Below are 21,606 nucleotides of genomic sequence, written 5' to 3'. Positions count from 1 at the left end.
CCTTCTGTTCAGTCGCAAGCCAATTGTTCTGCGCGGCCGCGGTAGCACTGGTCGTTGCCGTGGCCGCGCCCGGGGCGCCGCCCACCCCGGATTCAGCCGCCACGCCGGCCACGATGGACGAAATCAGATTCTGTTTCGCTTCTTTCTCCTGTTCGGTCATGTCAGGAGTTGGGGGCGCAAACAGATTCGTCAGCAGACTGGATGCCGCCGCGCCCATCGCGCCGGCGCTGCAGCTTTGGCTGCTGGCAGCCGCACCCGCACATCCAACAATCGCGTGCAGCGCAGCATGCAGCGGGCTACCTTCCGTCACCGTGCCATTTTCGACGAGCTTGCCGATATACGATGCGCCTTGCTGCTGCAGGTAATTCACCACACCGGCCTGCGCAAACTGGCCAGCGCCACCGGTCACGTTACCGCCCGCAGCTGCGGTCAGTGCGGACAGCACTTGCCGGTACGTACCGCCTGGGCCCCATTCCGCCGTCAACTGGTCGGCCTGCTGCTGCGCCTGCAATCGTTGCTCGGGCGTCAAATTCGGGTTCTTGGCGGCAGCCCGTGCCGCGTCCGCTTCCTTCAAACGATTGTCGACGAAGGTTCCGACCTGATTGATAAACTGGCTCGTGATGTCGAACCCAGCCTGAATCTTGTCCTTGTCGAAGATCGCGCAAGAGCGCCGCCTGTGTTGGACGTATCACGATTGACGCTAGCAACCGTCTCATCGGCGGTCTTCCCCGTGAGCTGTTGTTGCTTGGCATTGTCGGTAATCGTGATCGCGCCACCACTGATCCCGCTACGCGTGGTCGAACTCGCGTCATCCGAAGCGCTCAACGCAATGGGAGGTGTGGCCGAGAATCCGCCACGATTCGGAAGAGCCGTGCCAGCGACGGGATTGACGTTGTCCGCCGTGCCTTTCTGATTCTTCCCGATCGTGCCGCCGTAGCCACCCGAAATCCCGACCGACGATGCATCGTACGATGCGTGATTCTGAATATCGCTATACGTGAGCGTCGCAGTCGTCAAGCTGTTCACGCCGTCCTGAACAGACTTGTCGCTACTCGCAATCACTCCACCCTTGAGGTCGGTATTGCCCTTTACATCGACCTGATAGCCAGCATCGCCCGCCTTGATGCCTGACTGCTCAGCAACCGCCGCGTAGTCACTATGCATCTTCTGCTGACTAATGTTGCCTGAGACGCTGGACGACCCAGCGCAAATCGGCGGCACGCATACGCTGACCGACACGCCAGCACTTTGCTGCTTGGAGTCGTAGTGGTCGGTATTCTGCAGGCTCTCGATATTCAGATTGCCGCCCACATCGGCGATGACTTGCCTACCGGACGCAACGGCGCCCTTGAGATTCGTATCACCGCCCGATTCGATCGTCAGCGTATTGCCGGCCGTCACGTGCGTATTCGACCATGTGGTCGAATCGCCGTTGGCGTTACCCCAGGCCAGCGCCGAATCGAGCGATAGCCATCCGCCGTTCAGTCAGCTCGAAGAACGCGTCTATGCATTCCCTGGGACCGAGGCTCGCCACGACTTGCAACAATGCGATTGAATCGTTGACGCGTGAGCCGGACAAGCCCGATCCGGCGCCGGCAAAGACCACCGCGCCGTCGTCACCCAATTCAGCAATCCGCTGTCCGCGTTGTCTGTCCTCGCGTATCGACACGCGCAATCGCGCCTTCAAGGCCGGCAGCACGATCGGCAGCGTTGCGGAGCAACGGGCGGACGTTCGGCTCTTGCACTGTCATGGCCTTTTAGCAATCAGAGGCGCAACCGGCTCGGCATTGCAAGCGTTTGTACCTGAGAGCAGCGGTTCACATGGATTGGTTGCGATCCGCGTTGACCACAAATACGTACACGCATGCCTACACGAGCACGCCTGGAGAAAATGGGGAATTTGAAAATATCAGCCAAGACACTGACTGTATTGGCCCGCCCTGCAGGATTCGAACCTGCGGCCTACGGCTTAGAAGGCCGTTGCTGGTGGGTCGCCGCGCCTCGCTGGGCGCGACTTGTATCCAACTGAGCAGCGCTTCGCCACAATTTCGCCACACCGCGAAACCGAAAGGTGTTCGCAATGGCAACTATCAATAAGCGCGATGGCAAGTGGCAATGCCAAGTTCGCAAGACCGGCTTTCCGTCCCGCACCCGAACATTTACATCCCGCGCCGACGCTACTGAGTGGGGCCGGATGGTCGAAGCGGAAATGGATCGAGGGCTCTTTGTCAGCAGGGACGAGGCGGAACGCACCACTATCGCCGACCTGCTCGACCGGTACATCCGCGAGGTATCACCGACAAAGCGCAGCGGAAGCAGCGACAAGGGGCGTTCAGCGAAGCTCAAGAAGCAACTCGGCGACTACAAACTGACCGCCCTCACCTCGTCCCATCTCGTCGCCTACCGCGACGCCCGACTCAAGGAAGTCTCGCCTCAGACTGTCATCCATGAGCTGAACCTGCTGAATCGGGCGCTCACGCTCGCTACCCGCGAATGGGGCGTCGTGTTGCCTGCAGGTATCCCGAAGGTCATCAAGCCCCGGAAGCCGCAAGGCCGGGATCGGCGGCTGCACCCGGACGAGATTCAGGCCATCATCGACGCGACGGAATCGCCTGACCTGCGGGACTTCATCCGACTCGCCGTCGCTACAGGGATGCGGCGCGGTGAACTCGCGTCTCTGCGATGGGAACACATCAACCTCGAACGGCGCACTGCGCACCTGCCGCTGACGAAGACCGATACGCCGCGTACCGTGCCTCTGTCCAGCGTCGCCGCAGCTGTTCTACAAGAACGCAAGGACGCCGGATGCACTGTACCCTTCGCCGTCACCCCGAATTCGCTCACGCGGGCATTCTGCCGTGCCGTACGGCGTGCACGCGGCTTGTACGAATCAACTTGCCGGGTGCTGGAGCGCCCCGCCGATCCTCAATGGCTCGTCGGCATCCGGTTGCACGACCTGCGCCACGAGGCAACCAGTCGCTTCTTCGAGTTGGGATTGCAGACACTGGAAGTCGCTAGCATCACGGGACACAAGACGCTGTCCATGCTGAAGCGATACACGCATCTACGGGCGGAAGACCTCGCCCTCAAGCTAGACTAACGAAGCCGCGGGGACGCCGGTGTGATATTCGCGATGTGGCATACTGTTCGTCCCCCGAGTAGACGCAGCATGACTGCCGATACCTATAACCCAGCAATGGAGAACAGGTATGGGCACCATTCAAGCGCGGACCCGTCAGCTCGACACGATCCGGTATCAAGCAACGATTCGGATCAAGGGATTCCCCACGCTGTCTCGCGCCTTCCCTAGCCGAACCGAAGCCGAGGCATGGCTCGCTGAGCATGAGGCATCGATCCACCGCCGCATCCACTCAGCAAAGATTGAAGCGGAGCGGCAGCGGATCGCTGCAGAGTGCAGCGTACAGTACCGCACGCTTGGCGACCTGATGCGCCGCTACCTCGCGACCGTGACTCCGAGCAAGCGGTCAGCCGATCAAGAAACCATCCGGATGAATGGGCTTCTCAAGCACGGGATAGCCGACTGCCCCATCGTCAATCTTGATCGGCAGCGGGTGGCGGAATGGCGCGACGCTCGCCTACAAAACGTCACCGGCCCTACCGTTCGGCGGGACATGATCCTGCTCGCGCACGTCGTCAAAATCGGGATGGTGGAATGGAATACACCGTTGGTAGAGAATCCGTTCCGAACAGTACGACGCCCCTTAGAGGGACCGCCACGGAATAGGCGCATGAAATCGGGCGAGGAGCCCGCGCTTCTCTCAGTGTGCGATGACGCTCGTGCGCCCTACTTGCGCCCGATAGTGGAACTCGCGCTCGAAACCGCGCTGCGACAGTCCGAGCTTGTCCAGCTCGATTGGTCGAACGTCAGCATGTCCGGTCGCTATGCCTATCTGCCCATGACGAAAAGCGGAACAGCCCGCGGCATTCCGCTATCATCCCGCGCCGTTGAAATTCTTGCGGATCTTCCTGCGGCGCTCGACAGCGACGGGAATCGAGCTGGCCCGGTATTCGTCGGCGCGACGAGCGAAGCCGTGAAGCGCGCTTTCATTCGAGCATCGCGCCGCGCCGGGCTGGCCAACTTCCGATTCCACGATCTGCGGCATGAAGCGACTTCACGATTCTTCGAGCGCGGGCTGACGGTGCCGGAAGTAGCGCGCATCACCGGGCACAAGACATGGACGATGCTGGAAAGATACACCCATCTCCAACTCGCAGATGTGGCCCGACGCTTGGATGGTCCAAAGAATCCAGACATGAATGCGCCGATGATTGAGCAACTAGCCCGCAAGCTACGGCGATTACTGGCGAACGCAGATCGCTCGCTACCGGCACCCGACAGCCAGAACGAGTAGCCGACGGGACACGTCGCCAAATAGGGCTGTACCTGCCGGGGTGCACTACCGTCCGCTGCTCCAGTTCGTTCGCGGGCGCGGAGCCGATGAGCGTATTTGGACCCGGCAGAACGCGCATTGCCCGTGGTCCGTGAGCTTACTAGTCAGTGTGTTTGTGAAGCTGCCGTGCGCGGCAATCCGTTACATCAATAGGCGAGTTTCTTGCTGGTATCTCCGATGCTCGGCGCCGACGCAGTGGCAGCACCCTCTTCTAGACTCCTCTTGTCCAGTGACTTCCGAAGTGGCGTCGCGCTGTTTTCGGACTTGGCTACGAGGCGGCCCGGAGCGGCTGCGCGCCCCGGCCCGCCCAGCAGCGCACCGAGCACGCCCTGCCGGAACAGCTCGGGCCAGTTATCGCCGCCGTTGTCCATCCGGGTGATAGCCGCCGAGGCGAGCATGTTGCCTGCTGCGCCCTCGGCCATCGAGCCCGCTACTGCGCCGAAGCCCTCCGCTGCGCGAATCGCGAATGCCGCACGAGCCGCGTTCGCAATTGCGCCTGCGCCAATTGTTGCGCCCAGCATGACCGGATCACCTGCGCCTGCGAGCAACTGGCCCGCAGTCGAAGTCCAACCTGAGTTGGCTGCGCGGCGTTGGAAGTCCGCTTGCTGCTGGGCGAGCCCGAGGCGGCGTTCGTAGTCAGCTTGCGAGCGCGCACCGCCGACGTAATCGCGGAGATGGTCGTCAGCCCAAATCTCGGGCGCTTCCGTTGCCACGTACTGCTTCTGAGCATCGCTCATCCTCCAACTCGGATCATCTGCACCGGCCTGCCATGCGTCTTGCAGGCGTCCGGCGAGTGTATCCCAATGAGCAGCCTGTACGAACGACTCGACGAAGCCCGCCTTCTCGCTCAGCGCTCGGATGCCGGCAGCCGCCTCCGCCGTCGCTGCGTCTTCGAGGGCCATATTGTCCAGCGAGTTGCGAAGCGGCGTCTCGTCGAACGCAGTACCGTCCGCCAGTTCGTCCGCCACCGGCTGGGCGTTAGCGCGACGCTGGAGCGCCAGCGTGATCGGGTCCGGCTTGAGCTGCATGCCCTTACCCGTGCCGGGTGCCACGAAGGGTCGGCCCGAGGCGCTGACGCCATCCTCACCCGTGATCGCGGACACGTACGCGTTCGTTTCGTCGTTGTTCCACTTCTCCGGGTCCCAGCCGGAGTTGTATGCACGCAGAGCGTCGTTGTAGTTCCCGAAGCGCTGCATGTTCTGCGTCATGATGTACCGCTGGATTTGCAGCGAGTCGTCGAAGTTCGTGGGATCGAGGCGACGGCCCAGCGCTGTCTCAACCTTCGCCAGCGTCTTCGGCATCACCTGCGCGTACCCAAGCGCGCCCTTCGGCGAGACCGCGTTCGGGTTGTTCCGCGACTCCTGCCAAATCTGCGCTGCGCTCGCGCCCAGCGGCGCGCCGATAACGCGGTCGTTCTCGGCGAGCTTGTCCAACTGGTCCTACGTAATTCATATGCTTTCCTAAAATGTTGAACGCGCATGAGGCAGCAGCCTCGTGAGAAGCTGCTGCCGCTACGCGTTTAGTAAGCCCAGCCCCAAGCGTTCTTGCTGGAGAGGCCGAGGTCTTGGTCGGCGTGCTCGGGCTTGTTGCCGTAGGTGTCCTTGATGCGCTTACCGACGGTATCTGCCGAGATGTTGATGAGCTTGATTGCGCCGCTCGGCCCGGTCATGAACAGCGTCATGAGGCCGTTACCGAGGTTCTCGCCGGACGTGACCTTCCAGTCCTTGGGATCGCCGCCCGCCTTCTTAATCTGCTCATCGATGGCGTACTGCACGGCGTCTTGGTATACGTGCGTGGTCTGCACGCCCATGCCCGGATAGCGCGCATTCACCGCGGCTGCGAACGATTCCTGCCCGAGCGCCTCGTTGTGCAGGATGAACGCACCCGGCACGAAGTCCGCGTTACGCATCACCTGACCGAACGCGGCCTGCGCGGCCTGATCGTCGCTCATGTGGTATGCGGTCTTGTACTGCGCGATGATCGGGGCGACGTGCGCGGCAAGCTGCTGCTTGTTCCCGTCCGTGAGGTTGAACGGCGTCAACGCATCGTTGCCGGCCCACGGCACCATCCGCTTGAACCAGCCCGGATCGGCCTTCGTCACCATGTCGGCCGCCAGCTTCACGTCCTGTGGTGTAGCAACTGCGCCTTGCGAATAAGCGATCAAGTGCCGTTGCTGCTTGAGCTGCTCCGGGTCCATGATATCGATGCCGCTGTTCAGAAGCGCGATCACCTTAGGCGCAGCCGGTCCGACGTACGCCTGCACTGCCTCGACCCCGCCCGGTCCTTGCAGCAGGTTCGAGGCGTACTGGAGCGCAGTCTGCATGTCCGGCGTGGCCGGGCCGTTGCCGGATAGCAGCGCAGCGAGCTGTTGCGTGAGCACTTGCTTCAGCGCCGGGGACTGATAGTTCGGGTAGTGCGCCGCAGTACTGAGCTTGTCCCACATATTCTTCTGCGCGTCCGCCTGCTGCGCGTACTGCGGGCTCGTCGCCTTCTGGAACAGCGTGTCCGCCGCCTGCTCGCGGGAGCCCGGCGGGAACGGCAGGTTCTCGTACTTGGCGAACGAGTTGGAGTTCATCGCCTCGGTCGCATACTGCACGCCTGCGTCGTAGTCCGCCTGCTTCTGCGCGAGCGCCTCCGCCTTCCGCAGAGCGATGGCGTTGCCGGCATCGAGCAGCGTGTGCATCGTCGCCCGCTGCGCGTTATCGTACACCGGAGGGGTATCACCGTTAAGCTGGCGATTAGAATCCTCAATCACATCCATCGTCGCATCCAGCTTGGCGTGGCCTTCCGGCGACGAGTCGAATCCCGTTGCCCCGGAGCGCAGACTCCACTGCAACTGTGCACGAGAGTTGAAGATGTTGCGTGCTGCGGGATTCTTGTTCGCCCATTCCGCTTCCAGCCTCGGAATCTGCGCGGTGAGGTTGTCCTTCATTTCGGTAGGCATTGCCTCCCACGCCGGCATGGCCTTGATCGCCCGCACGGCTTGGAAGTTGCCGTTCTGCGCCGAGCTGAGCGCGATGTCGCGCAGCCCTCTGTACCACGCCTCAGTCGTCATGTTGTCCGGGCGTTGGAGCAGGTTCGTGTACTCGGCGTGCGCCTGTTCGATGTCCTCGGGCTTCAGGTTGTTGTTCGCCTTGAGCGTGTCTTGCAGCGCCTGCGCGCCGGTCGTCCCGAGGTTCGTGAAGCCGTTGTACGCCTGCTCCTGCGTGTACTGCATGTACTGGCTCATGTGTGCGCTGAGCATCTTCGGGAGCTGCTCCGCGAGCCCCTGCTGCACCATCGCATCGAACGCCGCATCGCCGGTGCTCTGCACTTGGCTCATCTTGTCGACGATGTACGCACGCACCTGATCGGGCGACTTCTCCCGGAGCTGCGGCATCGCCTGCATGAACTGCGACTGCGCTTCCTGCATAGCAGCCGCCATGTTGAACGCCTGAGCGCCCTGCACCGTCGCGTCCGGGCCGTACAGCTTGGTGTACCACGGCTGATCGTTCTCGATCTCGATGAGGCTCTTGCCCTGCGCCGCTTGGGCCATACCCTCGGCGTACTGAATCTTCTTCTGCTTGTCGATATACGACTGGAGGATTCCGCCCGTCAGCTTATTCAGGGCGTCGATAGTGCCGAGGGCTCGCGAGGCGACCTGCTGCCCGTAATGCAACGCGTAGCCGCCGCCCGCGAGAACTCCGCTGGACTGTCCGCTCGCGCCCAAGCCGCCGGAGAAGCTGTTGGCGCTTCCGCCGCCGAACGTGCTCTGTTGAGTTACTACGCCGCCGTCGCCGGCATCGAGAGAAAATGAGATTGTCATATGCATTCCTTAATTATTAGGTCGTCTTGAACGCGATTTGATTGATCATCAACCGCTCTCTGGCCCGCGGCTGGCTGCCATGATCTAGATCGCGTGCGCCCCGCGACAGCAGTTTCCAGTCGGGCAGTTTCAGCACCGCACAGCATATTCCGGCGTATCACCCTGCTCGACCGACCCGCGCCTGTTCGAGTAGATCGCGGCCGAATTCAAAAGCGTGCGTGCTCGCCGTCGTCAGCGACACGCACACTGTCCGGCTCGCGCTTACAGAGCTCCACAATGACCTCTCGCAGAATTGCCTGTATACGGGCCATCCCGACCACGCGAGCGAGACCTCCGCCACCCGGTTGTATCCCTGCTCGTTCGTCAAGCGCGTATCCGGGTAGTGCTCACGTTCGAATCCTCCTGTTGGTGTTCTCGTGGCAATGGGCGGACCTCGCCGCGTTCGACGCAAAGTTCTACAGGATGGAGAACAGATAGCCGCCCGCCCGTATGCTGCCAACGATCAGCGCGAAAACCGATAGTTTCGCCGCGCCCGCTCGATGTACCGGCGATCGATCAGCGGGGGCGGACGCTTCGCCGCCTTTCGAATGACCTCGCGTGCGAAGTCTTCGACGCTAACGTCGCGCATAGCCGCGCTTACCACGAGCGAAGCGCGATCCATGCCGCGAAGCCGCGCCGCCTGTTCGATTACGTCCGGCTCAGGCTCTTCGGCCGGCACCATTGGAACGCCCAGCGCCGTCAGTCGAGCGATACGTTCCTGTTCCGTAAAGTCCTGCTTACCGCTCACGCTTTCACCCGAGCACGGTACTTCCGCTCAGCCCAGCTTGGCAGCCCGCCGGTACATGCTTCAACCGCTTCCCGCCATACAGCTACGGCCCCTTTCGATGCTCGGGCCTCAAGGCGCTCAAAATAGGATTGCGCGGCGCCGTTGTGTTCGAGCGGATGATGGGGGGTCTTGCTCATACTCATCCTCCTATGTGACGAAGCCCGCTTGGCGGCGGGCCTCTCGTTGCGCCAACCCGTGCCCGCGTGGGAAGGTGTGGCACGAATGTCGGCATGCATGTGTCTTTGTTGGGACATGAAATTGAATCCATCGCGGCCGAGTCACTACCCGGAATTCGATATGCGTCGTGAGAGCCACCGTAACGAACACCACGCGGCAGGAGCAGATGAAGTGGAACGTGCCGCGGCGGGGGCGCAGCTAACCCGGTCCCGGGCCTGCTGACGCGGTGTCAGGGCGAACTCATGCTTGCCTCGCTGGTTCATCTGCCAGCCGGGCAGTTTCATCTCCGCCGGCGCTGCGCCGCAGCGCCCCCACCCACTCAGTATCCGCGAATGTCGCCGAGGGCCGCGTCGAGCTCATCAGCAGCGGCCCTATCGGCGGCTTCCGCAGCGGCCCGTACCTCGGCACGCTCACGCGCTACCCGCACCGCCTTGTCGGCATTCCTGAGCCAACCGAGAATCGTTTCTTTGGTCAGGGTCTTATCCAGAGCCTGCAAAGCTGCAACGACGCCATGATCCCTCCCACCGCTGCGCACTACCAAGGTGCCTCCGTTCCCTTTACGGCGGAGCGTACGCACCGAACCGAACCAGTCCACTTGATCGTTTCCGAGGAAAGCGAATCGGCCGGCGGCGAAGTCCTGCCCGGTCTCGCCTGCCGCCTTACGAGCAGAAAGCCGGAACTTGGCGACCTTGGAGAATGTGTCAAATCTGGGCTTCCCGCGACCATTCCATCGATCAGCATCCGCCATCAGGCCAGCTTCAATGAGGCAGGACTCGGCGTATCTAATGAGGCGCGGCGGCAGCTTCGTGCTCGACCACGCCTTCGGGCCGATGCCAACAGCAGCGAACCCCGCATGCGTCGCAACAGCGTCCCGGATCGCCGACCGAGACATGCCGTCTAGCGCCGGATTCACGATGAACGCCAACCCTTTACGAATAGCCTCGTAGTACGCTTGTGGCTTCTTCGGCCGGACGATGACCGAGCCAATGATGGCGATCTCGATACCGAGCGCCTTGGCTTCGGCGACTACTTCCCGGCGCGATTGATCTAGCTTCCGCTGAAGGCGCTTGATTTGGTCGGCAAGAATAGCGGCACGCGTTGCGTCGGAAATAGCAGCCTTGGTTGATGAATCCATTTACTTTCTGATGCTGACTTGATTATCACGGGGGAACCTACGCTAGACACCGCTAGGCCGCAGTCCCCTATGCAGCCTAGCCTTTGTACTAAATATCCTAATAGGTTCCCCTTTCCTGCACTATTCTTTAAGGAAGAATAGAAGTACAGGGTTCCCCTTTTCGGATCGAACGAATCAAATTGCGCTCGGGTCGTACGCGCCCTCACTCTCGAAAACAGCACGCCGCGAGCACGTCTCCAATGACGGATTTCGCGGACGCTTCTGCCTCCTCCGCCCGGTAACGATCACTAGCCGCGCCGCTCGCTGCGGCCCGCGTTCGCCATGCTGTAGCCCCGAGTTGAAGCGCACGCAGAGCGCGCATCCTCAGTATCGGCAACCGTCCCGGCCTCGGCCAGCGTCTCATAGCCAGCCTCGCCTGCGTTCGCCAGTTCGGTCGCCCGATCCTCATAGCCGACGAAGAATGCGCCCTTCGCGTCAGCGTGGTCCCACTCCGGGCACACATGTCGGCGGATGAAGTCCCACGCTGCTTCGCAATGGTCGGCCATGCTGGAGTAGCCGGGCGCTACGGGCATTGCTCGGGACGGGACGGGCGTATCCTTGCGCGCCGCTTGCCAGTCCACCTCAGCGAAGAATGCTCCCTCCTTGTAGGCTTCTGCTGCGTCGATGTTCGAGCTACGGATACCGATGACGTTCGTTTGATTCATGGTCGTTTTGCGGTACTCTGCGGGCGCGCTGGCCCGCGTCGGTTAGGTGGAGCCCGGTCTATCCGCCAAGACTGAACCGGGCACTATCTGCGGTAGCTGCGGTGCCAGCGCCTTAGTCGGCCTTCCCTCCCTTGGCCTCCGCCAGTGCCCGCTTGACTGCGGCTGTCGAGACACCGAAGTGCGCCGCCGTTTCTGCGATACTTGCCCCATGCGCTTCGCGCCACGCACGCACCTCCGCGTAGTCCGCCTTGCGCTTCCGCCCGACGTGCTCGTACTTGCCCGCGGCCTTCGCAACGGCGATTCCTCGCGCCTGCATCTCCCGCCGGTTCAGATAGTCGGCCTCACCCTGCGCCGCCATAAATGCCAGCACGGCGTCACGCGTAGCCTTGCTAATCGCGTCCGTAGCGGCCCCGTCGAACACCATACCGTTCAACGTGCATTCGACGCGTACGCGGGCCTTCATGAGCCTCTGCATAGTGTCGTGCAGTTCGTCGTAGCGTCGGCTTATGCGGTCCAGCCATCGCACTACCAGCGTGCCGCCGTGGCGAAGGTCTCGCTCAACGTGGGGCCACTGGTCCCGATCCATTGGCGCTACGTGGTATCCGCTCACGCCTTCGTCTATGAATATGTCCGCTCGCCCAATGCCGTGCGCCGCTGCATCTGCATATTGGCTCGCACTCGTCTGCCCCTCCGTCGTGCTGATTCGCCCGTAGTAAATCCGTCTCACGCTCCGCTCCTTGCCGCCACCCGGATCGAAATAGTTCATGGATCGAATAATTGCATGGCTCGAATTCACTGTCAACAATTTCGACCCAAGGCGGAGAGCCGACGCGATTAGTTCGATTAGGTACGCTATTTAGAGCTATCAGCAGGCACACCAATCAACTGAGCATGGCGGACAATGCTCGAATAACCCACGTAGGAGTTCAAGACCGATGGCGACACTTAGCGCAAGCAGACGCGTCATTGCGCACTGCGTCGTAGCCGACGGCGCAGTCACGGTGTTCTTCACATTTGATCATCAGCGAGGGCAACGGTACGGGCACGTAGTCGATTCGACTTCTCAGTCCAAGAGAGGTCTAGCAACACGTTCCCTGTACCGAACGCCAGTGTGGTGCGTTATTGACTGCCGCTGCAATCTTTCACTCACCACGGCCAAGTGCGTTCACCGCCGCCCGTGTCCTCAGTGTTTATCTGAGGGACAGGGCTGACAGCTCATGGCGTGCATCCATTGCGGATGCTCGGCAGAGACCTGCGGGCTGCTCGCTGGGCGGGCTGCTCGTAGGGCTGCTGGCAACAGATGCCCGAGCCGTACGTATGTGTGCTCTTGTTGGGTCATGAAATCGAAAGAAGGACACATGTGCGCATGCCCGTTCGCTCCGAATGGCTAGCGACCAGAGTCCAGCTTGGGCCCAGCAATCAGCCGGTCATCACCATGCGAGCCGAATAAAGCCGCTCGCAGCCCGTGAGACCCTCAGGCATAGCTGGTGGCGGTCCTGTACGCAAGCCCTAGCAGCAAGGCCGAGCGGCCATGTGTCAACTGCCGTTGAAAGGCGTGGGAGGGATGGGCAGGAGAGTCCCCCGCTGGAAAGACGCGCACACACGGGCGCACGGGGGGCGCATGGGCGCGAGCGGGCGGCGTAAGTCCGCGCAGATGAGCAAAACGAAATTGGGTCGAGGGTCATACAATGTCGTGCACTAACTAAGTCGCCGCTCCGATGGACATCACCGCTCCTGATAAGCTTCTGCTCGTGGTTCTATTCGTCATACCCGGTTTTGTCGCGATGAAGACGTACGCGATTCTGACTTCGGGTCCGCGTTTAGATGCATCAAAGGCAATCATTGACGCAGTTGCATTTAGCCGTTGCAACTATGCTGTTTTCGCCTTGCCGATTTACGCAATGTATCGCGGCGCTTGGGCTACACTGCATGCCGTCGCATACGCGCTAGTGTGGGGCTGTATCCTACTCGTTGGGCCCGTCCTTTGCGCTCTCGGAGTCTTCGCGCTGCGCCGCTCCAAATGGCTGGCCCGGTGGCTCCCGCATCCGGTAGATCGAGCGTGGGACTATGTTTTTGGTCAGCGCGAGCCGTTTTATCTGATAATCACATTGACTTCGGGCAAACGCATCGGTGCGACGTATGGCCCGAATTCATTCGCTTCAAGCTACCCTGCCGATCCAGAGATTTACGTGGAAGAAGCATGGGATGTGGACGACGCAGAAGGTTTCATTCGGCGGCATGTCCAAACGCGGGGGCTGCTGATCTCGGGCAGCATCATCGAATCGATTGAGTTTATTGGACCTTACAATGGCAACGAACAGAGGAACGACGAAACCAACCAGTGTGCCGGGAATTGCGAAAGACGGGTTCCAGCCGATACATAAGGGATACCAGCCGACGAGCAGGCCTAGCCCGGGCGCGGGATACCAGCCCCCGACAGGGAATCTGCCCCCTCCGCCGCCGCCCAAGAACAATAAGTAACCAGCGAGGAACGTACACAAGGAACTGCAATGGGCCCGTTACCGCAAACTCTCGAAACGCTGGCGCGACTCGGCGTACACCTCGACATCTCCGAGCACGACTATCTTCCACAAACATTAGAGACGTTGGTCCGACTAGTCGCCCACTATGAAGGCCATATAACGATCAATGCATCCAAATGCCTGCCCGCCACGCTTGAAAATCTAGCTCGAATCGGCAGAACACACATTACATTCCGATTCTGACCACTTGCGACTCGCTTGTACTTGCTTACCCGGGACGGGGCGGGACATGTGCGTCCCCGCCCCCCGCCTACGCGGGTGGCCGCTAAATCATCTCTGCGTCGACTGGCGAGTTTCGGCCGGGCAATTGAATGCCCGCCGATGGCAGTAAAATACCGCCACGCTCTCGCCACGGTGAGAGTACATTGGAACTGCATCCAGTCCTAACCACGCGGTTAAGGCGAGATTGTAAGTGCTTGATCGGGCGAAGAATTCTGGCCCGCCCTGCAGGATTCGAACCTGCGGCCTACGGCTTAGAAGGCCGTTGCTCTATCCAACTGAGCTAAGGGCGGTCGATGGAAAAATGACACGGCTCGCGACACGGACCGCATTCGCCCGAAGCCCCGAATGACCGACACCCTCCATTCGACGCCCCGAAACAAAACGGGCCCGGCATGAAGCCGAGCCCGAAATTATACCCGATCACCGCGCAATATCGAGCGCGATCGGCGTCGCGGCATCACACCGGCTGCCCATGCAGCATGAACCATCCGAAGCAGAACAGCCCCGCGATCACGCAGTACACGCCGAACGCCGCGAGCCGGCCGCGCCCTTCGAAATAGCGCATCAGGAATCGCACGCTCAGATAGGCCGCAATCGCGGTCAGCACGCCGCCGAGCAACGCGTCGGCGAGCTGGTCGCGCGCATGGAACAGCTTCGGCAGTTCGAGCACGCCCGCCGCGAAGATGACCGGCGTGCCGAGCAGGAACGAGAATTCCGCGGCCTTCTCCGCAGTCAAGCCGGCCGCGTTGCCGGCGATCATCGTCAGGCCACTGCGCGAAAAGCCCGGAATCAGCGCGCCGATCTGCGCGAGACCGACGAAAAACGCCTGCTTGAACGTCAGCTTCTCGGGCGCCCGATGCGCGCGGCTGCGCTGAATGCGATCGCCGATCCACAGCAGCACGCCGTTGACGATCAGTGCGATCGCAACGATCCGCAGATCGTGGAACACGCGTTCGATGCGCTTCTCGAGCAGCAGCCCGACGATGCCCGTCGGGATCGTGCCGATGATCAGCGCCCACATCAGATGCCCGTCGTCGTTCTTGCGCCCGCCGAGGTGCGCGAAGAACCCGCCGATCAGCGCGATCCAGCGCGCGCGGAAATACCACAGCAGCGCGAGCGCGGTGCCCAGATGCAGCGCAACGAGAAACGGCAGCAATTGCGGCGCGTGCTTGTCGATATGCATGCCGAACAGCGCCGGCACGAGCAACGTATGGCCGAGACTGCTGACGGGGAAGAGTTCGGTCACGCCTTGCAGGACGCTCAGGAAAACCAGAAACCAGAGACTCACGCGTCGGTCCTTTCAGTGGAGATGGAGCGGAAGAAATGACGGACGCTGCAGTGCGCGTCCGGGAAAACGCGCCCCGATTATGCCGAGCGATAATGACTGCGCCAAGGCATTTGGCCGCTTGGGGCGGCAATGCACACAAACGCTTGCATTTTGTAAGTCGCTGGAAAGCAAAAGGCCCGCCAATTGCATGGCGGGCCTTTCAGATTCGAAAGAAATCTCGGTCGGATCTCGATCAGCGCCCGAGCTGATAGAAAAACAGAACGGTGCTGCCGGTGAACATGCCGAACAGTGCGATGCCCATTGCCATTGCCAGATCCATGGCGCCTCCTCGAAGTGTCATGACCCGGCAATCTCACCGGTGTATCGAAATTATCCAGAAACCGGACTTTGTGAAAAACTCGCAATTTCCCCGAGAAGGGTTTTCCCGGTCGCGCGGGCGCCCGATAATGTCACGCGCCGTCGCGGCGTCCGTTCATTCGTCCATTTCGATCCGCCATGCCCATCTTCCAGCAACACGAGATTCACGAACTTCATGCCGGTCCATCCGTCGTCCGCGTCGCACCGCAATTCGGCGGCCGCCTGCTGTCGTGGGAGCTTGACGGCGAGCCCGTCATCTTCTGGCCCGACACCGCCGACTGGAGCCAGCTCGCGCGCGTGCGCGGCGGCAATCCGCTGCTGTTCCCGTTCCTCGGCCGCCATCGCGTCGACGGCGAACTGGGCCGCTGGCGCGATGCGGCCGGCGTCGTGCGCGATCTGCCGATGCACGGCTTCGCGCGCGATCTGCCGTTCGCCGCGCAGCCGTCCGCCGACGGCGCGGCGATCGCGATGACGCTCGAAGCGGATGCAGCGTCGCGCGCCGCCTATCCGTTCGATTTCCGCTTCGACGCGACCTACCGGCTCGCCGATGCGCACACGCTAGACGTCGCGCTGACGACGACCAACCGCGGCAGCACGCCGCTGCCGTACTACGCGGGCCATCATTTCTATTTCGCGCTGCCGCACGACGAACGCGCGACGACGACGCTCGAACTGCCGCCGACGCACCGCCGCGAGCAATTGGCCGACGGCTCGATCAGCGCCCCGGAGCAAGGCGACGCGCGCTACACGCTCGACGATCCGCGCATCCATGACCGCTTCCACTGCCTCGACCGCACGCCGCCGTCGACGCCGGTGCGCATCGACATGCCGGGCCGCGGCCGCGTCGTCGAGATCGCGCTCGACGTGCCGGGCTCGATCCCGTGGTACGCCGTCACGACCTGGACGGAAAAGCCCGAATCCGACTTCTACTGCGTCGAGCCGTGGCTCGGCCTGCCGGACGCGATTCACAACGGCTTCGGCCTGCGCATGCTCGCGCCCGGCGCGACCGAAACGGCGGTGCTGCGCATCCGCGTGCTGCCCCGCGCGAGCTGACGCGACGCTGCGTCGCACGGTTGCTGAACGCGCCCGCGCCCGCCCAAACTGCGGCGCGCGGGTCGAACCCGTTAAAATCTGACGTTTTGTGTCGCCTGCCGCGTGATGCGCGGCAGCGTTTTGCGAGGTTCAATGTTCGGAACAACAACGAAACGACTCATCGCGGCCGGCTGCGCCGCCCTGCTCGTCGCGTGCGGCTCCGCGCCGGTCGGCCCCGGTTTCTACCGCGTCGAGCGCGGCGATACGCTGTACAAGATCGCGCGTGCCAACCGCCAGTCCGTCCAGAACATCGTCCGCTGGAACCAGATCTCGAATCCGGACGCGATCGAAGTCGGCCAGGTGCTGCGCGTCGCGCCGCCGCCCGGCACGACGACCGCGTCGACGACGGGCACCGGCACGGCCGGCCGCAGCCGTCCCGCCCCTTCCGCACCGGTCGAATCCGCGGTGAAGCCGGCCACGAGCATCTCGCTCGTCTGGCCTGCGCCGGGCAACGTGATCCGCAGTTTCGACGGCGCGAAATCGAAAGGCATCGACATCGCGAATAGCGCAGGCACGCCGGTGGTGGCGGCCGCGCCGGGTGTCGTCGTGTACGCGGGCAACGGCTTGCGCGGCTACGGCAATCTGATCATCCTGAAGCACAACGCCGATTACCTGACCGCGTACGCGCACAATCGCGCGCTGCTCGTGAAGGAAGGCCAGTCGGTCGCACAGGGGCAGACGATTGCCGAGATGGGCGATAGCGACAGCGATCGCGTCGCGCTGCATTTCGAACTGCGCTACGGCGGCCGTTCGATCGATCCGGCACGCTATCTACCGGCGCGCTGAGCACCGGCCGCCCGTACGCGATGCAATGCGCATCGCGTGCGTTCGCGTCCGCGATCGGGACAAGTCGAGTCAGCGTTTGCGCAGACGTCCGGTGAAACGGCCGGACAGCGGATCGACATGGCGGGCGAATGCCACCAGTGCGCCGATTCCGATCAGGCTGAACCCCGCAGCTATCAGAAGCAAATCCATGGTCACATCACTGTTTTGTCGTGATCTTATGCGCGTTTGTCGAATCGTGCACTGGACCGCCGCCCTCCGGCGAGTTCGCATAATCCCTACATCAGACGCCGTTGTCGTTTCGGGCGCGTGAAAAGGCGATGTAATCTACGTGTCGAATTCGACGATTCACGCCGAGGAGACTTGCGATGCTGCCCGCCGCCGATCGCTACGACGACCTGCTCACCCGCTTCCGGTGGGCGATTCCGGCGCACTACAACATCGGCGTGGACGCATGCGACAAGTGGGCGGACGGCAGCGGCCGCCTCGCGCTGATTCACGAAGCCGCGGACGGCGACGTCGCGCGCTTCACGTTCGACGACCTGAGGAACGCCTCTAACCGGCTCGCGAACGCGTTCGCGCGTGCGGGGCTGCGCCGCGGCGACCGCATCGCGATCTTTCTCGCGCAGGGCCCGGAAACGGCCGTCGCGCATCTGGCCGCCTACAAGCTCGGCGCGATCGCGGTGCCGCTGTTCACGCTGTTCGGCGCCGATGCACTCGAATACCGTCTCGCGAACAGCGAAGCGGCCGCGCTCGTCACCGACGCGGCCGGCTACGCGAAAATCGCGCCGCTGCGCGATCGGCTGCCGGCGCTGCATACCTGCTACTGCATCGGCGCCGACGCGGCGGACGCGCCGGGCGTGCTGCGCTACGACGCGGCACTCGCGGCCGAATCGCCGGAATTCGCGCCGGCCGACACGGCCGCCGACGATCCGGCGCTGATCATCTACACGTCGGGCACGACCGGCAAGCCGAAAGGCGCGCTGCATGCGCATCGCGTGCTGCTCGGCCATCTGCCGGGCGTCGAGATGTCGCAGCAATGCTTTCCGCGCGACGCACGACTGTTCTGGACGCCCGCCGACTGGGCGTGGATCGGCGGGCTGCTCGACGTGCTGCTGCCGTCGTGGCATCACGGCGTGCCGGTGCTCGCGCGCCGGTTCGAGAAATTCGACGGCGATGCGGCGTTCGCGCTGATGGCGCGGCACGGCGTCACGCACGCATTCCTCCCGCCCACCGCGCTGAAGCTGATGCGCGCGGTGGAGCGGCCGCGCGAGCGCTACGCGCTGTCGCTGAAATCCGTCGCGAGCGGCGGCGAATCGCTCGGCACCGAGCTCACCGAATGGGGACGCGACGCGCTCGGCGTGACGATCAACGAGTTCTACGGGCAGACCGAATGCAATATGGTGCTGTCGTCGTGCGCGGCGCTGTTCGAGGCACGACCGGGCGCGATCGGCAAGGCGGTGCCCGGTCACACGGTCGCGATCGTCGACGCGCACGGCACGCCGCTGCCGCCCGGTGTCGACGGACACATCGCCGTGCGTCGCCCCGATCCCGTGATGTTCATCGAATACTGGCGCAACGCGGACGCGACGCGCGACAAGTTCGCAGGCGACTACCTGCTGACCGGCGACACGGGCGCGATCGACGAGGACGGCTTCGTGCGCTTCGTCGGCCGCGACGACGACGTGATCACGAGCGCCGGCTACCGGATCGGCCCGGGCCCGATCGAGGACTGCCTGCTCACGCATCCTGCCGTGCGGATGGCGGCCGTCGTCGGCGTGCCCGATCCGACGCGCACCGAGATCGTCAAGGCCTTCGTCGTGCTGAACGACGGCCATGTCGGCGACGATGCGCTCGTGCAGGCGCTGCAGGCGCACGTGCGCACGCGGCTTGCCGCGCACGAATATCCGCGCGCGATCGCGTTCGTCGACAGCCTGCCGATGACGGCGACCGGCAAGATCGTGCGCCGCGCGCTGCGTGACGCGTGATCGGCGCACGGCCCGGCCGGCCGGATGGTTTATAGTGGCGCACACGCAGTTTTTCGAAGAATCCGATGTCCTCCGAACACCACTCCGCCGCGGGCGCGTCGCATAGCCCGCTGTACGCCAAACTGCTCGGCGAGACCGCCAAGATCGACTGGTGCGATCTCGAGCGCTTCTTCGCGCAGGGCAAGCTGCTCGCCGTCGCGCGCGATCTCGATCTCGTCAGCGTCGCCGAAGCGATCGCCGGCGACGACACCGATCAGGTCTCGCGCTGGCTGTCGGCCGGGCTCGTCGCGCGCATGCCGGCCGAAACCGCCAGCGACTACGCGGCGCGCAACCCGGAACTGTGGGCGGTCGTCGTGTCGCCGTGGGTGTGCGTGCAGGAACGCGCCTGACGCGTCCGCCATGTCCGATTCCGCTTTACCGCGCGGCACGGCCGTCTCGCACCGGCGCGTGCTCGCGCTCGCGTTTCCGATCGTTCTCGCGAATCTGACGCAGCCGATCCTCGGCGCGGTCGACACGGCCGTCGCCGGCCACCTCGACGGCGCGCAGTATCTCGGTGGCGTCGCGCTCGGCGGCCTGTTCTTCAACTTCGTGTTCTGGGGCTTCGGCTTCCTGCGGATGGGCACCACCGGGCTCGTCGCGCAGGCGCACGGCGCCGGCGACACCGACGGCATCCGGCTGAACCTGCTGCGCGCGCTGATTGTCGCGTTCGCGCTCGGCGCCGCGGTGCTCGCGCTGCAGGTGCCGCTGCTGTCGTTCGCACTGCGCGCGCTCGGCGGCAGCGACGCCGTGCAGACGACGGCGCTCGCCTACAGCCATGCGCGCATCTGGAGCGCGCCGTTCGCGCTCGCCAACTATGTCGTGCTCGGCTATCTGCTCGGCGTGCAGCGCGTGCGGCTCGCGCTCGTCGCGCAGGTGTTCATCAACGCAGTGAACATCGGCGCGGTGCTGCTCTACGTGTACGGATTCGGCTGGGGTATCGCGGGCATCGGTGCCGCGACGGCGACCGCCGACACCTGCGGGTTCGCGCTCGGCGCCTGGCTGCTGTGGCAGCTGCGGCCGCGCGGGCTGCCGCCGCTCGCCGCGCGTGCCCTCGCCGATCGCGCGGCGCTCAAGCGTCTCGTCGCGCTGAACCGCGACATCTTTCTGCGCACGCTGTGCCTGCTCGGCGCATTCGGCTGGTTCGCGCATCTCGGCGCGAAACAGGGCGACGCGACGCTCGCGGCCAATGCGCTGCTGCTGAACTTCCAGACCTTCATGGCGTACGGCCTCGACGGTTTCGCGCACGCGGCCGAAGCGCTCGTCGGCGCGGCAGCCGGCGCGCGCGATCGCGCGGCGTTCCGGCAGGCGGTGCGCATCACGCTGTTCTGGTCCGCGCTCGGCGCCCTGCTGTTCGCGCTCGTCTACTGGGCGGCCGGTGGCTGGATCGTCGCGCGTCTGACCGATCAGGCCGAGATCCGCGCCGTCGCGCTGCGCTATCTGCCCTGGGCCGCGCTGTCCCCGATCGTGTCGGTGTGGGGATTCCTGCTCGACGGCGTCTTCATCGGCGCCACGCAGACGCAATCGCTGATGCGCGCGATGATCGTGTCGTTCGCGACTTTCGTCGCGGCGACGTTCGCGGCCGTCGGCACGTTCGGCAACCACGGCCTCTGGTTCGCGCTGCTCCTGTTCATGGCCGCGCGCGGCGTGACGCTCGCCCGCTACCTGCCCGCGCTGACGCGCAAGATTGGCGGCGACGCGCAGGTCGCAGCGGCCGCGTCCTGATCCGTCACTGCGCGGCGGGCGGCGGCGGTTCGCCGAGCATCGACGGCGGCGTCATGTCCGTCGGCACGCCGTGATAGTCGGCCGGATCGGTGGGCGGATGCCCGCGACGGGCCTGACGGGGATCGCTTGCGCAACCGGCAAGCAGCGACGCGGCCAGCACGGCCAGCGCAAAACGGATCATCGGGTCGACTCCGGAAAGCGGCGCGCCCGCTGCGCGCCGGACCGCCGAGTCTAGCGGATTTCCGGCCTACGGGTCGCGCGCACGATGTCCTACTATGTAGCCATGGCGCTGTGCCGTAGAAAGGAGGCTGCCATGTCCTCTGAAGAAATTGCCGGCCTGATCGGCCTGCTCATCGGCTTGATGGTCCTTGCCGCGCTGTCGTATTTCGAATCGCGCGAATACAAGCGCAGCCACGGCGGCGAAGGGATGATCCATCACTGGATGGCCGAACACCATCTGCTGGACTGGCGGCGCAAGCACTAGGCTAGCCGCCACGCCGATCCGTCCGCCGC

At 63.6% G+C, this 21,606-nt stretch carries 20 protein-coding genes, 2 tRNA genes and 1 pseudogene; 9 read left to right on the top strand and 14 right to left on the bottom strand.

Going from position 1 to position 21,606, the window contains the following annotated elements; genetic code table 11:
* Positions 1–22 precede the first annotated feature (22 nt).
* From NP80_RS30030 to NP80_RS19535, 3 genes and pseudogenes are all read right to left on the bottom strand, one after another.
* Positions 23–1,443, bottom strand: a pseudogene (locus NP80_RS30030) (hemagglutinin repeat-containing protein); the annotation flags it as partial.
* Positions 1,439–1,699 (bottom strand): hypothetical protein, encoded by a 261-nt coding sequence (locus NP80_RS31275; protein ID WP_157160114.1) that lies wholly within the window; start codon positions 1,697–1,699, stop codon positions 1,439–1,441. The pseudogene NP80_RS30030 and the gene NP80_RS31275, both read right to left, overlap by 5 nt.
* A 232-nt stretch (positions 1,700–1,931) precedes the next feature.
* Positions 1,932–2,012: transfer RNA gene (locus NP80_RS19535), tRNA-Arg, on the bottom strand.
* Positions 2,013–2,080: 68 nt separating this feature from the next.
* On the opposite strand from NP80_RS19535, the gene NP80_RS19530 reads away from it, so the two are divergent.
* On the top strand, positions 2,081–3,100 hold the full coding sequence (locus tag NP80_RS19530; RefSeq protein WP_035945877.1) for a site-specific integrase: 1,020 nt from the start codon (positions 2,081–2,083) through the stop codon (positions 3,098–3,100).
* A gap of 109 nt (positions 3,101–3,209) precedes the next feature.
* Positions 3,210–4,373, top strand: a complete 1,164-nt coding sequence (locus tag NP80_RS19525; protein WP_006409020.1) for an integrase — start codon at positions 3,210–3,212, stop codon at positions 4,371–4,373.
* A 185-nt stretch (positions 4,374–4,558) separates the two neighbouring features.
* On the opposite strand, the gene NP80_RS19520 is transcribed toward NP80_RS19525, so the two are convergent.
* The 7 genes from NP80_RS19520 to NP80_RS19495 all read right to left on the bottom strand — a co-directional run bounded on the left by NP80_RS19520 (position 4,559) and on the right by NP80_RS19495 (position 11,786).
* Complete coding sequence (locus tag NP80_RS19520; RefSeq protein WP_006409021.1) at positions 4,559–5,845, bottom strand: lytic transglycosylase domain-containing protein; 1,287 nt, start codon at positions 5,843–5,845, stop codon at positions 4,559–4,561.
* Positions 5,846–5,931: 86 nt separating this feature from the next.
* On the bottom strand, positions 5,932–8,217 hold the full coding sequence (locus tag NP80_RS19515; RefSeq protein ID WP_035945880.1) for a hypothetical protein: 2,286 nt from the start codon (positions 8,215–8,217) through the stop codon (positions 5,932–5,934).
* 502 nt (positions 8,218–8,719) lie between these two features.
* Positions 8,720–9,004: a hypothetical protein gene (locus NP80_RS19510; protein WP_226823120.1), complete on the bottom strand. Its 285-nt coding sequence runs from the start codon at positions 9,002–9,004 to the stop codon at positions 8,720–8,722.
* Positions 9,001–9,180, bottom strand: coding sequence for a hypothetical protein (locus NP80_RS31005; RefSeq protein ID WP_140401763.1), 180 nt, complete (start codon positions 9,178–9,180; stop codon positions 9,001–9,003). Before NP80_RS31005 ends, NP80_RS19510 begins: the two co-directional genes overlap by 4 nt.
* A 359-nt stretch (positions 9,181–9,539) precedes the next feature.
* Positions 9,540–10,355 carry a hypothetical protein gene (locus tag NP80_RS19505; protein WP_006409029.1) on the bottom strand — a complete coding sequence of 272 codons (816 nt, stop codon included), beginning with the start codon at positions 10,353–10,355 and terminating at the stop codon, positions 9,540–9,542.
* Positions 10,356–10,642: 287 nt separating this feature from the next.
* Entirely contained in the window at positions 10,643–11,059 is a 417-nt protein-coding gene (locus NP80_RS19500) for a hypothetical protein (protein WP_035945876.1), read from the bottom strand.
* Between the two features lie 112 nt (positions 11,060–11,171).
* On the bottom strand, positions 11,172–11,786 hold the full coding sequence (locus NP80_RS19495) for a recombinase family protein (protein WP_035489526.1): 615 nt from the start codon (positions 11,784–11,786) through the stop codon (positions 11,172–11,174).
* Positions 11,787–12,777: 991 nt separating this feature from the next.
* On the opposite strand from NP80_RS19495, the gene NP80_RS31000 reads away from it, so the two are divergent.
* Entirely contained in the window at positions 12,778–13,443 is a 666-nt protein-coding gene (locus tag NP80_RS31000) for a DUF6338 family protein (protein WP_140401764.1), read from the top strand.
* A 594-nt stretch (positions 13,444–14,037) separates the two neighbouring features.
* On the opposite strand, the gene NP80_RS19490 is transcribed toward NP80_RS31000, so the two are convergent.
* The 3 genes from NP80_RS19490 to NP80_RS31605 all read right to left on the bottom strand — a co-directional run bounded on the left by NP80_RS19490 (position 14,038) and on the right by NP80_RS31605 (position 15,452).
* Positions 14,038–14,114 (bottom strand) — tRNA-Arg (locus tag NP80_RS19490).
* A gap of 167 nt (positions 14,115–14,281) precedes the next feature.
* Positions 14,282–15,112 (bottom strand): undecaprenyl-diphosphate phosphatase, encoded by an 831-nt coding sequence (locus NP80_RS19485; RefSeq protein ID WP_006405069.1) that lies wholly within the window; start codon positions 15,110–15,112, stop codon positions 14,282–14,284.
* Between the two features lie 232 nt (positions 15,113–15,344).
* Positions 15,345–15,452, bottom strand: a complete 108-nt coding sequence (locus NP80_RS31605; protein WP_190972317.1) for a UDP pyrophosphate phosphatase — start codon at positions 15,450–15,452, stop codon at positions 15,345–15,347.
* A 155-nt stretch (positions 15,453–15,607) separates the two neighbouring features.
* Between NP80_RS31605 and NP80_RS19480 the strand changes: the two genes are divergently transcribed.
* The 5 genes from NP80_RS19480 to NP80_RS19460 all read left to right on the top strand — a co-directional run bounded on the left by NP80_RS19480 (position 15,608) and on the right by NP80_RS19460 (position 21,093).
* Positions 15,608–16,522, top strand: coding sequence for an aldose epimerase family protein (locus tag NP80_RS19480; protein ID WP_006409023.1), 915 nt, complete (start codon positions 15,608–15,610; stop codon positions 16,520–16,522).
* A gap of 132 nt (positions 16,523–16,654) precedes the next feature.
* The gene (locus NP80_RS19475; RefSeq protein WP_006400996.1) at positions 16,655–17,347 is read left to right on the top strand and encodes a peptidoglycan DD-metalloendopeptidase family protein; all 693 of its coding nucleotides are present in this window, start codon (positions 16,655–16,657) and stop codon (positions 17,345–17,347) included.
* Between the two features lie 365 nt (positions 17,348–17,712).
* The gene (locus NP80_RS19470; RefSeq protein ID WP_006400998.1) at positions 17,713–19,332 is read left to right on the top strand and encodes an acyl-CoA synthetase; all 1,620 of its coding nucleotides are present in this window, start codon (positions 17,713–17,715) and stop codon (positions 19,330–19,332) included.
* A gap of 65 nt (positions 19,333–19,397) precedes the next feature.
* Entirely contained in the window at positions 19,398–19,721 is a 324-nt protein-coding gene (locus NP80_RS19465) for a DUF2288 domain-containing protein (RefSeq protein ID WP_006405071.1), read from the top strand.
* A gap of 10 nt (positions 19,722–19,731) precedes the next feature.
* The gene (locus tag NP80_RS19460) at positions 19,732–21,093 is read left to right on the top strand and encodes an MATE family efflux transporter (RefSeq protein WP_006409028.1); all 1,362 of its coding nucleotides are present in this window, start codon (positions 19,732–19,734) and stop codon (positions 21,091–21,093) included.
* Positions 21,094–21,097: 4 nt separating this feature from the next.
* Here the strand turns inward: NP80_RS19460 and NP80_RS31465 are convergent, their stop codons facing one another.
* A complete protein-coding gene (locus NP80_RS31465; protein ID WP_006409019.1) occupies positions 21,098–21,274 on the bottom strand; it encodes a hypothetical protein in 177 nt (58 codons plus the stop codon).
* 132 nt (positions 21,275–21,406) lie between these two features.
* On the opposite strand from NP80_RS31465, the gene NP80_RS31460 reads away from it, so the two are divergent.
* Positions 21,407–21,577, top strand: coding sequence for a hypothetical protein (locus NP80_RS31460; RefSeq protein ID WP_006401002.1), 171 nt, complete (start codon positions 21,407–21,409; stop codon positions 21,575–21,577).
* Positions 21,578–21,606: the final 29 nt, after the last annotated feature.

This window comes from Burkholderia multivorans ATCC BAA-247, assembly GCF_000959525.1.
Classification (GTDB): domain Bacteria; phylum Pseudomonadota; class Gammaproteobacteria; order Burkholderiales; family Burkholderiaceae; genus Burkholderia; species Burkholderia multivorans.
The sequence above is the reverse complement of the archived record's forward strand: the minus strand, read 5'-3'. Positions and strand labels throughout refer to the sequence as shown.